The following is a 12,552-nucleotide window of genomic DNA, read 5'->3' on the forward strand; positions in this document are numbered from 1 at the left end:
TACTACTTATGGGTAGTTAAGAGATCATAGCTGCGCTATTTTGTACCCAATCAAAGAAAAATCATTGTATATAAGCTCTTAATTCCTATGAAAATTTTCATTTTGATGCATGGAAATAGGTCCTTTTACTTGTTTAAGCGTATTTATTCGTAAATTGACAATATAGGTAGGTAACCGTATGATATCATCTTGTGTAAAGGAATAAACTGGATTTTAAATCTCATTTGCAAAAGGAGTTATACATATCATGACAGCAACAAGTGATAGTACAAAAAGAATATACGGAGGATTTTGGATAAGAACAGCAGCGTTTTTGATTGATCTGATCATCATGACTTTATTAGTCATTTTAGTAGGGAGTATACTTTCTATTACTCCAGCCCTTCTGGGCATAGAGGAGACTGGCTTCATATTAGAGTTTTTAATTTGGATGCCGCTGATTTTTTGGCTCGTGCTACCATGGCTGTATTGTGGTTTATGGGAATCATCGAAAGTACAGGCTACACCGGGTAAGCTTGCGTTCTCTTTAGTTGTCGTGGACAAGGAAGGAAAACGTCTTGGATTTTTACACGCCTCAGGGCGTTATTGGATTAAGGCTATTTCTTTTGTAATTGCTCAAATTATTTATATTGTGGTTGCTTTTACTGCCAAAAAACAGGGACTCCACGATCTTTGTGCCAACACCTTTGTTGTACATAAAAAAGAATTGCAGCGATATGAGCAGCAATCGTCTTTTCTGTAAGTATCAGAGGAGATCACCAAAGCTTCTGTTTAATGCATATTCTTCAATTAACAAGAAACCAGCTAATGCTTGCAATACATTAGGTGGTTATTTGTTTTTTCATTTTGTTATGGTTCTTTTACTTTTTTTGTCAGGAAAGCAAGACATTTATCATTTATAAAATAACGATACAACGGTGGTGTGCAGCGTAGTGGAGGATTTGAATCTGGAGAAGCGTAGCGTTCGCCTTTGCCATGGGATTTCTACCTTTTAAAAGGTTTATGAAAATCTGAGAATCCCGGGGTAACAGCGATTGTAGGATCAAATGCTACACGTAGCGTCTCACTCAGACAAAAGTATGTCCCTTTATTTTAAAGGGATTCTTATAGCGAAATAAAAAATGTAAGCTGTTCTTACAGTTTTCATGTTCTTTTTAGCTTGTTTTGCGTTATAATGAAAGGATGCACATTATGAACGAATTGGAGGCACAGCCCGATTGACTACTTACCCTTTTGCCTTTGATCCGTCCAAGCCGTTTATTGAGCAGGCAAGTGACTGGATTGCGGATGTATTTTATGAAGTTTTGCCTGAAGTCGGTTTTGAGGTTCGGGATGAACAAATTTATATGGCATTCCAGCTAGAACGTGCCTATAAGGAAAAAAAGACCATTTTTGCAGAAGCAGGTGTGGGCACTGGTAAAACGCTCGTATACCTGCTGTACGCTATTGCATATGCCCGATACATGAGAAAACCGGCGATTATCGCCTGTGCGGACGAATCGTTAATTGAACAATTGGTAAAGCCGGAAGGGGATATTGCCAAGCTGGCACAGCATTTGAATCTGACGATTGATGCCAGATTGGGGAAGTCGCCGGATCAGTATATTTGTCTGAATAAGCTGGATGAGGTACGAGGCGGACTGGATGAGGACGCAGATGTTTTCCGTGATATTTATCAGGAACTGCCGGATTTTGTTCATTTTCCAGATACGTTACAGTCCTTCACTCCTTACGGGAACCGAAAGGAATATCCCGAGCTAACAGATGGACAGTGGAGCAGACTCGGATGGGATGTATTTCAAGACTGTCTCGTTTGCCATCAGCGGCATCGTTGCGGTCAGACGTTGTCTCGTGATCATTACCGTAAAGCGGCAGATCTGGTCATCTGCTCACATGACTTTTATATGGAGCATGTATGGACCTACGAAGCGAGAAAGCGCGAGGGTCAGCTGCCGTTGCTGCCGGAGCACAGCTCTGTTGTCTTTGACGAAGGGCATTTGCTGGAGACAGCGGCACAAAATGCGCTTACCTACAAGCTTAAGCACGCTCAGTTTGAATCTATAATTACCCGATTGCTGGAGGGAGAAGTGCGGGAATCTTTGGCAATGACGATTGAAGATGCGATCTCCCAAAGTGAGGCTTTGTTCGCTGCGCTTGATAAGAACAGTCAGCCTGTACAGGGTTCTAATCGCAAAGAGTTCATCCTGAATGAGTCGCTGATTCGAGAGGTAAACCGCTTTGGTGAATTGATCGGCACGATTGAGGAAGAGCTTGTATTTGAAAGCGGGCTATTCTCTTTGGATGAGTATCAAGTCAAAATTGTGGAAGAACATTTGGAAATGATTCAAACCGCGTTGGCTTTGTTTAAGCGTCCTGAACTTCTCATTTCGTGGGTGATGGAGGATCAGGATGGATTAACGCTTGTGGTTATGCCGAAGATGGTAAAAGAGATTCTCAAAGAACGAGTATTTGCGCAGCATATACCGATCGTATTCTCTTCAGCTACACTTTCCGTAGAGAGCTCTTTTGACTATATGGCGCAGAGTCTCGGTATTGAAAATCCGCTAACGTTTTCTGTTGCTTCACCTTATGACTACAGTGATCAGATGCAAGCTGCACTGTACCCGTTGCAAGCGGGGGATGATCCAATCCCGAGAGCACTGGCACTGCTGGAGAAATCACAGGGAAGAGCGCTTATCCTGTTTCCTTCACAGGAAGAACTGGCTGCATTCCAGACGGGTCTCGTTGCCTACCCGGAGGCGTCTGCCTATCGTTTTCTGTACGAAGGTTCGGCTGAAATCAGCCATCTGATCTCAGCTTTTCAGAATGATGAGGAAAGTGTGTTGTGCGCTGTTACATTATGGGAAGGATTGGATATTCCTGGACCTTCTCTGTCGCACGTCATTATCTGGTCACTGCCATTTCCTCCGAATGATCCGGTTTTTACGGCTCTGCGTAAGGATGCAGCAGATCCGTTTATTCAGATAGATATGCCTCACATGGCACTTAGACTCAGACAAGGCATAGGGCGTTTAATTCGCTCGCGTAATGATCGGGGCTGGATATCCATCATGGGTCAGGATTTGAGTCGTCAAGAAGTACGTACACAAGTTGAACAACTACTGCCTGCGGGCGTAGAATGCACCGTAATTGAAGGAAACCCGGGGGGAATAAAAACATGTTGAACTTTACAACGTACACAGTAGATCAGATTAAAGATGCTTTTGGTATTTTGACTGGACAGCGTTATGAATTTATCATTGATGTAGAGGTAGAGGAGGACGACGAGCTATACACTGAAAACGGACTGTATATCCGTTGTCTTTATTTAGTAGACGAAGAAAAGACGGGACTGCTAAAGTATGAATTAATTGAAAAAGTAACGAATCGTTACATTGATCTTGAACTTGAAGATGATGAGTTGCAAGCTGTTGAGACCTTCTGTAAAGAACATGTAAAGGGTGAAACAGTGAAGTAATAGTATAGAACACTTAGCTAGCAAAGCTGGTATATAGCTAACATATAATGAAGATATCAAGGAGTCCTGACATGATCAGGCTCCTTATTTTTATGGCCATTGAAGAGAACTTATTTGCTTTAGCGCAGTCTATCCCACACATTCACCATAAACAGCATAGTCCCCCCGGCGAGTAACACCCATCCTATGACGATCCAAACTCCAGCCTCTGGAACCTTGTAATTTTCACCTATAATCGCCAATATCAACACGGGCAGACCGATATTATGCATCCAAAAATGGATATGTGCCAGAATAGTAACTGAAAGTGCAGGAAAGGTCACATAGATCAGACCTATAATTCCAAGTGCAATCCAACCCAGCAAATGGGTATGAGACTGAACATTGGACAGGCTGTAATCACCCGACACGCCAATAATTACACTAAGCAGCACACTGAGGGCAAAATATACGGCAGCTATCTTCAGAAATTGCTTTCCCATATATGAACTCCTCCTTATGTTGCACGGGGGTATTTTGTGACATCTTCTCTATCATATCGAGTAAGCGGGCAGGGGGTGTGGGTATTGTGACTGGTCCATTTGACAAAAGCTTCAAATACACATAAAATCTTATTGCATCAATACTTACCGTATTACTATGTTTTCTCGGAGATGATAGTGAACTTCTCCGACAATAGGCGTTAATTTTTGACCATTGGTTTATTTTGGATTCGCCATTAAAAGGAGCTTGAAATTATGAATGTATATCAAAATACCCTTGAACTCATTGGACGCACGCCATTAGTGGAGCTGAACAGCTATTCTCTACCGAGAGGAATTCGCCTGTTTGCGAAGCTGGAGTTTATGAATCCCGGTGGCAGTGTTAAGGATCGGGTGGGGAAGGCTCTAATTGAAAAAGCATTAAAAACAGGTCAGCTGAAGCCAGGGGGGACATTAATTGAAGCAACAGCAGGTAACGCAGGTATTGGTCTTGCGATGGCGGCGCTTCATTATAATATCTCGGTTATTTTTGCTGTGCCTGAGAAGTTCAGCCAAGAGAAGCAGGACCTGATGAAGGCATTGGGAGCACGCATTGTTCATACCCCGACAAGTGAGGGAATGAAAGGAGCCATCGAAAAAACAAAAGAATTGGCTGCTGAAATAAAAGATGCCTACTTGCCACGGCAATTCAGTAATCCGAACAATCCCGAGGCATATTATACGACAATGGGACCTGAAATATGGAACGATCTGGACGGCAAAGTGGACGTATTTGTGGCAGGTGCAGGCTCGGGGGGAACATTTATGGGAACCTCGCGTTATCTTAAGGAACAAAATGCAGCCCTTAAAACGGTCATCGTGGAGCCGGAAGGGTCCATTTTGAATGGCGGCGAGTCAGGCCCACATAAAACAGAAGGAATTGGCATGGAATTAATCCCTGAATTTGTGGATAAAGGATATTTCAATGCCATTCACACCATTAGCGATGTCGATGCTTTTGACCGTGTCAAGGAACTGGCTGCACGTGAAGGTCTTCTTGTTGGCAGTTCTTCAGGGTCTGCTTTACATGCCGCTTTACTGGAAGCAGAAAATGCACCGGATGGCGCACATATTGTTACCATTTTCCCGGATAGCAGCGAACGTTATCTGAGCAAAAAAATATATGAAGGCGGGATATAAAATGAAACGCAAAACAAAACTAATTCACGGCGGGCTTCCTACCGATCCCCATACAGGCGCGGTTAACGTTCCTATTTATCAGGTAAGCACTTATGAGCAAGAGGAAATTGGCGTCCATAAGGGATACGAATATTCACGTACAGGCAATCCGACCCGGTTTGCTCTGGAGGAGCTGATCAAGGATCTGGAGGAAGGAAAGCGTGGTTTTGCTTTCGGTTCGGGTATGGCAGCCATTCATGCGGTATTTTCACTGTTTAACGCAGGGGATCATATTTTGCTGACCGATGATGTATACGGAGGCACCTACCGTATTGTAAGCAAAGTGCTCAGCCGTATCGGAATTGAATCCACATTTGTGGATACGACTGACCTGGAAGCCATCTCCAAAGCAATTCGTCCGAATACGAAGGCATTGTATGTCGAAACGCCAACGAACCCGCTTTTGAAGGTTACTGATATCCGTGCTGTTTCGGAGCTTGTAAAAAAACATGATCTTTTACTGATCGTCGACAACACATTTGCTACCCCTTATTGGCAGACGCCAATTACACTTGGGGCTGATATCGTCATTCACTCTGCTACCAAGTATTTGGGCGGCCACAGCGATGTTGTAGCCGGTCTGGCTGTTGTGAACAGCGACGAGTTGGGAGAACAACTGCATTTTCTGCAAAACGCCATTGGTGCTATTCTCGGCCCGCAGGATTCTTGGTTATTGATCCGCGGTATTAAAACATTGGGTCTGCGTATGGAAGCGATTGAGCAAAATGCGAAGGAAATTGCAGCCTTTTTGGAAAAAAATCCGAAGGTTAGCAAAGTGTACTACCCTGGATTGGAAAGCCATGCACAACATGAACTGTCCAAAACCCAGGCTGAAGGCTTTGGCGGCATCATTTCCTTTGATGTAGGTAGTGACGCTAACGCGGTTGCACTTCTGAAAAAGGTAAAATATTTTACACTAGCTGAAAGCTTGGGAGCGGTTGAAAGTCTGATTAGCGTTCCGGCACGTATGACGCACGCCTCTATTCCGGTAGAACGTCGTGCAGAGTTAGGCATTACCGAAGGTTTGGTGCGGATTTCGGTTGGGATCGAAGATCTGGAAGATTTGATCGAAGACTTACAGGCAGCATTGTAAGAAAATAAGTGGGATCAAGAGAGGTAGCTGAGGCTGCCTCTTTTTTTTGTTTTTTTATCATAGCTACTTTTTTGAGAAGAACAGAGGAGTACGTAGAGGTAATAACGAATAGTTTTATATAGTTAAATTGAATGTTAAACGGAATATAACCGCGACTACGTCTCTGAGGAAACAAAAACCTGGAGGGGGAATGTTATGAGGTTCACACATCTGGAAAAAGCAACAACTGTGCTGTCGGATCATCCGGTACGTCTGAGGTCTGCTTATGCAGTCGGTCCGGTCATGCTCCCGGAAAATTGCGGTGTGGGCAGGGAATGGACAAGTTATTTTGCCCATGAGGAATGGAATTTGGAAAAGGCTTGTGATGAAGAAGGAGTAGAGCTTTCAGCCGGAGGAAAGGCAGCGTGCCGATTATTGACCGAGCTGGACCCTCGGACTGCCGAACTAAATCTAGGTGTTTTTCCGCCTTTGGCCGAACAAGAAAGGCTTTTGCTGGTTTCAAATCTTCGTTGTATGGCTGCACAGGAAGTGATTTTCAGACCCTTTGAAGGAACGGGACAAATTTGGATAGATGGCACACTGGTATATGCGGAATCCGGTCCTTTTCGCTTGTATCTGGAGGAAGGCGATCACACGGTAGTTATCATTGCTGCGTTTATTCCCGAGGAGGCCCGCTCTATTCGTATCAGTGGAAATCAGGTATGCGACGAACCAGATGTGACAGAACTGCAACGTGAATTTGTAGAGCGTAATATACGTTTTCATATGGCTTGGTTAGAGGTTGAGAAAAGTGCTGGCAGGGAGGGTGAAGACAGCCCGATCTTATTTTATTTACTGCGTAAGGATCGGATAGATCTTCCCTTAGATCAAACGTTATGGGTCGAGGTAACGAATGATGAAGGCATGAAGCTGGATCGCTTTCCAGCACATTGGGAGCAGGAGCAAAGCTATGACTGGGACGAGGAAAAGGCCAGGAATACGGGAATGCTGCACTTCACCGTTACATATCGGGATCATGAGGCTGTGGAGCATCATTTTGTGTATTCGGCACTTGTGCGGCCTTTGTCAGTCGTCGTGGAGGGCTTGCAGGAAGAGTATGACCGGTACATTCAAGCCCGCGCTATAGATATTCTTCATTCTGCGCAGAAAATACAAATAGAGGGTCTGCTTGAGGAATTAAAAAGGTTAACGGATTTGCCGGAAGATCCTTTTGAAATCTGGGATTACCGGGTTGTACGTGAATATATCAAGCTATTAAAACAAATCTTCACGTGTGGACATGCCGAACAGTCACACTCCCCGTCCTTACTTCAAGAAGAACACATCTTTTTGTCTAATGACGGAATTGGGGAAGGATTTTTTGTCTCCCGTTTGGATAATAGTTTGCAACGCTATACCATTCAGCTTCCCAGAAGCTATTCGACTGACCGACAGTATCCTCTGATCGTTCTGATGCCAGGCAAGCGATATGAGCTGGGTTTGCCGGATTTTCAGAATCGAGGTTTTGGACAAGGCTGGGAAGAGGAAGCTATATTCGTTACTTTTTCGTGCCGTGGTGTAACGTTGGGCAGTTATATTGGAGAAGCTGCTTTTTTGGAGGGGCTGGATGTCATACTGCAAGCGTACCGAGTGGACGAAGATCGGGTCTATCTGACGGGTTATTCGAACGGAGCATATGCGGCCTGGGCGATGGCACAGGCTTATCCTTCTCGGTTTGCGGCTATTGCGGTTATCTCTGGAGCGCCACATCCTAAGCATCTGATAAATCTGTTGAATATGCCAATATTGAATGTATGCGGAGATCAGGATTACTTATTTGCACAAGCATACACAGCCCCTGTAACAGAGCTTCTATCTGATCATTTTAGAGGTGTTGTAGAGCGGCAGTCTAATCACTGGGATACGCATGAGCTGAGACTTCTGGACGGCGTACTGGGTTGGCTTATGCAATGGAAAAGAGATGTCGTACCTCAGCGTATTGCCTATCGGACGGAACGGGGGAGACATAACCGGGCTTACTGGCTGGAACTGACGCGAATGGATGAAAATGAGGAATATGCCGAGTTGTACGGTGAAATGAGTGCCACAGGTGAGTTGGATATCGAGGCAGTTCACGCCGAAGAATTTATCATTCATCTTTCTCAAGAGGTCATGCCCTTGGAGCTGGCCCAGGTTCGTATCGGAGCCCGTATTTTCGTGTTGGACTTGCGGGAATACAGCCGCTTTCGCTTTGTTAAAACACAGTCACATAAACGCCCCTCACCTGAATACCGTTTGATTGCCGAACGGGAGGAAGAAAGCAGTGGATGCTTTACAAAAGAATCGGATGCCAAAATGAAAACGGTGGGCTCGAAAAGCGTGGGAAGAAACGTTTTGAGCCACGGTATGGGTGTGCTTGACGTTTATATGGATCGTCTTCACATTGTCCTTCCATCCAGCTATGCTACACCGGAGGAAGAGCAGGCGGTGAGACGGACGGCGAACGCCTTGGCTAGCCCACGAACAGCAACTTGGAATCCGTATATCGGTGTTCATTATCCCGTGGTGTCTTCTAATGATATTACGGAGGAAGCACTGGCTGATAGCAACGTGATTTGTATCACTTCGGGCTTGTCCAGACATGAGCTGCTTCAAAAGCACCAAGCCGATCTGCAAATTACATGTACGGAGGAAGGGTATACATTGGGCGACGACTTTACGGCAGGCGAGTATTGTCTGTCATATATTCAACCTAGCCCATGGTCTGCGTACCAGCAAATGCTTGTCGTAGCGACCAATTCACCCCGTATGCTGGGTAAAAACCTATTTATGCGCAGACTGATTATGCCTGGATATTTTAATGGTCTACACCCGTATTTGAATAAAGAGATTATTGTGTATGATAGCAAGGGAGTGCGTGCTTTGAACTTTACTTCCATTAGACATTCGCAGCAAAAACTGCAAGGCCAATAGCCAATAAAAAAGTAACAATGTTATAATAATCAATAATTAAAAAAACCGTCCGGAGGCACATTGGCGATCCTGACGGTTTTTTGCTGATTCATTGCAGTGATTTGTGATCGGGATGACGTCATATAAAGAAGGGCATTGTGGGCAGCTTAGCTTTTATATTGCTCCATCAGGTACATGATCTTTACTTCATCGGCCAAATCTCCAAAGGGTTCTAACGGATTCTCTTGAATGATATGATATAAACGCTGGACTCGCTCCTTTGGCAGTTTGCGTACATATCTGGAAATGAAAGCGGCATGGGTGACTACGTAGCGCTTTTTACGGACAGCTGCACTGGCTACGCGGACGAGAATATCTTCGCCCCCTGCCAATTCCAGAATACGGCGCTCATAAAAGACTACGTATCGGAATGTCCGGTCCTTGATCAGCTCACGATTGAGTCTGGCAATCTCTCCGATATATCTGACCATAAGCGGCTCAAAGCTCTTGATCAGGAGAGGATCGAGCGTTAATTCCATGTCTTTACGGAGAACAAAAGATTGCAGCAGGGCAACCTGCTGGAGCCTTATCCGATCATTATGAATGAGTACAGCCATCTCACGCAGCATCTCATAGGAGACACGCTCACTGAGCTGCCGCAGGGCAACCGCGTTTTTATGATTAACGTTTAGCCCTTCCTGGATCTGTTCTATACGGCCTCTAAACAGACGTATAAGCTGCCTACGCTGCTCATAAGGATAAATACCCTGCTGTAGAAGCACTAAGGGCAGCAGAAGCAGCGCACCGACGATACCGCATAGAAACATTTGTTGCTGCGAGTGGCCGAAAAAGACAGTAGCGGCCAGCAGTATGACGCCGACGGCAAAGTCTTTACGAAAATAACGTTTGGCTCTAAGTTTGGCATATTGCTCTACAGGAACTAGTGTATCCCGACCACATGATGTACACTTCTCTTCCCAAAGGGCGGTGAATTGTCCACAACGCTTGCAGACTCTTAGCTTTTGGAAGGCGTGCTCTGTGCGGGTAAATGGGCGAAATTGTACAGCTTGTTTGGAACTATTCATTGCGTTCACTTCTCCGGTTCAGCAGGGCCAGAAGCTCGGTGTCGATTTGTGTAATCGACGGGGCGCGTTTTTTATGTATATAGTAAATTAGTGATTTGATGGCGACAAAAAGAAACATAATCGCCAGACATCCGTATGAGATCATAGTGTACTTCCTCTTTCTGCTTGGATTTTTACTTCAATATTTTACATGGGCGGGTTTCGCTACTGTCATTTTTGTCGTATAAAGGAGAAGGCTGGTGCCCGATTGCCCTTGTTGGGGTATAATTATATCATTACTGCAGGATATTGGTAAAATCTTGCGGTATAACAGGCTTTTTGGTTGGGTTCAGACCATTCGGGCAGTATTTTCAGCTGGCGCTCATGTAAAACTCATTATAATTTAATAGTAGGGGAGTACAACTGTAATTTAGAATGAGAATTAACCGGCAAAGGGGTACAAGCGATGTTTAGTAGAGACAGAAAATGGTTTTTGGTCATCGGAATCATATGTACAATGATCATGACCTCGATTTTGGCATGGCAGCCACAGATGGCGAATGCCGCTTCACCCTCTGCTTCTAAGGTGGATGCGGTGCTGGTCGTCGATGTAAGTAATTCAATGAACACCAGTGATCCTGGGAAAATTGGCAATGAAGCCATGAAAATGTTCATTGATATGCTGTCGACGCAAAATGACAAAGTCGGGATTGTAGCGTATACGGATGTCGTACAGCGCGAGAAAGCCTTGCTTAATATTACATCCGAAGCGGATAAGCAGGAACTGAAGACGTTTATTGACGGACTGAACCGGGGGGCGTATACTGACACCTCCGTGGGTGTCAAGGAAGCGATCCGCATTTTGCAAGATGGTAAAACAGCTGGACATGCGCCTATGATCGTCATGCTTGCCGACGGTAACAACGATTTTAATAAGACGACAGGCAGAACCGAAAGCCAATCCGATCAGGATATGGCACAGGCTGTAGCCGAGGCTAAAAATAACGGCGTTCCAATCTACACCATCGGTTTGAATGCAGATGGAAAGCTGAATAAAAACAAGCTCGCCGACATAGCGCAGCAAACGGGTGGCAAGTCCTTTATTACAAGCTCAGCGGATGACCTGCCGAACATTTTGAGTGAAATTTTCGCCAGCAATTTGAAGTTGAAAGTGGTGCCTTTGCAGTCCATTACGGCAAACGGCGACTATCAGGACGTAACGGTAACCGTACCGAACGATAGTGTGCTGGAGGCTAACATTTCGATCATGTCCTCGAAACCGGTGGATGCGAGACTGATAGACCCGTCGGGTAACACCAAGCCGATTCCTTCGAGTGATGTGCTGCTGTCCAAGTCCAAAAGCTACTCGCTGATTAAACTGCTTAAGCCTGTGGCTGGTGACTGGAAGCTCCAAGTCAAGGGAGTCCAGCAGGATCAGATTGATATTAATCTGGTGTTTAACTATGATTTGGAGCTGAAAATGGACGCACCGTCAGCCAAATCATACAAAAAAGGCGATGCAGTTCAAATTCGTTCCTACCTGACGAGCAATAGCCAGCAGCTCCAGGATCAGGAATTGTATGCGAATATGAATGCTGTTCTGAAGGTCAAGGATCTGGATTCCGGTACAACGAATGAGGTGCCGTTAACCAATGCAGGGGATTCTTTTACCGGTTCCTATACGATTCCAGATGAGCATGACTACGAACTAACCGTTAGAGCAGAGGAGAAGAGCTTTTACCGTGAAACACAGCCTGTAACCATCAGTGCTAAAGCAGGGGCGACGAGCGGTACGAATACGGGCACGACGCAGCCAACAACACCTGCTGAAAAGTCCAAGCTAATGCCACTCATTCTTTTAGGGCTGGGACTGCTCGTTCTGCTGGTTGCCGCGTATTTCATCTGGAAGGCTGTCAAAAAGGCCAACCGTGGCTTTGTCGGTCAAATCGTACTGGAAATCCGGGATGAGAACACCGGCGAAAAAACGTATCCGCAATACAAGAAGCTGAACACCTTCCGAGGCAAATTTAATCTGCACCAGTTGCTGCAACTGGCACCGGAATTTGCTGGAACCGACAAGGTCGTGTTCACACCAGCCAATCAGGATCGTATCATTGTGCGCAGTACCCCCGAGATTACGATTGAAAAATCCGGACGGGCTGTTGACACAGGCAACGGTCTTGAACTCAAAAACGGTGATCGTCTGACGATTCCGTTAGCCAGTGTGGACAAAACCATTTTACTGGAGTTTATTTCAGTAAACAGCTAAACGAACCCTTAGGAGGT

General features: G+C 45.2%; 10 protein-coding genes. 7 read left to right on the top strand and 3 right to left on the bottom strand.

The genetic code is table 11. The features are described from left to right. The first annotated feature begins 247 nt into the window (after nucleotides 1–247). The 3 genes from MHI21_RS11620 (at nucleotide 248) to MHI21_RS11630 (ending at nucleotide 3,478) form a co-directional block, all read left to right on the top strand. Entirely contained in the window at nucleotides 248–742 is a 495-nt protein-coding gene (locus tag MHI21_RS11620) for an RDD family protein (protein WP_341161621.1), read from the top strand. Between the two features lie 475 nt (nucleotides 743–1,217). Next, the gene (locus MHI21_RS11625) at nucleotides 1,218–3,185 is read left to right on the top strand and encodes an ATP-dependent DNA helicase (protein ID WP_250268182.1); all 1,968 of its coding nucleotides are present in this window, start codon (nucleotides 1,218–1,220) and stop codon (nucleotides 3,183–3,185) included. After that, nucleotides 3,179–3,478 (top strand): DUF6509 family protein, encoded by a 300-nt coding sequence (locus tag MHI21_RS11630; RefSeq protein WP_342420042.1) that lies wholly within the window; start codon nucleotides 3,179–3,181, stop codon nucleotides 3,476–3,478. Before MHI21_RS11625 ends, MHI21_RS11630 begins: the two co-directional genes overlap by 7 nt. A 119-nt stretch (nucleotides 3,479–3,597) precedes the next feature. Here MHI21_RS11630 and MHI21_RS11635 read toward each other — a convergent pair whose 3' ends face one another. Beyond that, complete coding sequence (locus MHI21_RS11635) at nucleotides 3,598–3,960, bottom strand: hypothetical protein (RefSeq protein ID WP_336076802.1); 363 nt, start codon at nucleotides 3,958–3,960, stop codon at nucleotides 3,598–3,600. Nucleotides 3,961–4,215: 255 nt separating this feature from the next. Here MHI21_RS11635 and MHI21_RS11640 point away from each other — a divergent pair, with 255 nt between their 5' ends. The 3 genes from MHI21_RS11640 (at nucleotide 4,216) to MHI21_RS11650 (ending at nucleotide 9,223) form a co-directional block, all read left to right on the top strand. Next, the gene (locus tag MHI21_RS11640) at nucleotides 4,216–5,139 is read left to right on the top strand and encodes a cysteine synthase family protein (RefSeq protein WP_342420043.1); all 924 of its coding nucleotides are present in this window, start codon (nucleotides 4,216–4,218) and stop codon (nucleotides 5,137–5,139) included. A 1-nt stretch (nucleotide 5,140) separates the two neighbouring features. Beyond that, complete coding sequence (locus MHI21_RS11645) at nucleotides 5,141–6,271, top strand: bifunctional cystathionine gamma-lyase/homocysteine desulfhydrase (protein ID WP_342420044.1); 1,131 nt, start codon at nucleotides 5,141–5,143, stop codon at nucleotides 6,269–6,271. A gap of 195 nt (nucleotides 6,272–6,466) precedes the next feature. Next, nucleotides 6,467–9,223 carry a PHB depolymerase family esterase gene (locus MHI21_RS11650; protein WP_342420045.1) on the top strand — a complete coding sequence of 919 codons (2,757 nt, stop codon included), beginning with the start codon at nucleotides 6,467–6,469 and terminating at the stop codon, nucleotides 9,221–9,223. 146 nt (nucleotides 9,224–9,369) lie between these two features. Here the strand turns inward: MHI21_RS11650 and MHI21_RS11655 are convergent, their stop codons facing one another. Next, complete coding sequence (locus MHI21_RS11655) at nucleotides 9,370–10,287, bottom strand: hypothetical protein (protein ID WP_341161617.1); 918 nt, start codon at nucleotides 10,285–10,287, stop codon at nucleotides 9,370–9,372. After that, the gene (locus MHI21_RS11660) at nucleotides 10,280–10,432 is read right to left on the bottom strand and encodes a hypothetical protein (protein ID WP_023988385.1); all 153 of its coding nucleotides are present in this window, start codon (nucleotides 10,430–10,432) and stop codon (nucleotides 10,280–10,282) included. The genes MHI21_RS11655 and MHI21_RS11660 overlap by 8 nt, the downstream gene beginning before the upstream one ends. Before the next feature lie 300 nt (nucleotides 10,433–10,732). Between MHI21_RS11660 and MHI21_RS11665 the strand changes: the two genes are divergently transcribed. Continuing rightward, a complete protein-coding gene (locus MHI21_RS11665) occupies nucleotides 10,733–12,535 on the top strand; it encodes a vWA domain-containing protein (protein ID WP_165175449.1) in 1,803 nt (600 codons plus the stop codon). Nucleotides 12,536–12,552 lie beyond the last annotated feature (17 nt).

It is taken from the genome of Paenibacillus sp. FSL H8-0168, from assembly GCF_038592955.1.
GTDB lineage: Bacteria > Bacillota > Bacilli > Paenibacillales > Paenibacillaceae > Paenibacillus > Paenibacillus polymyxa_B.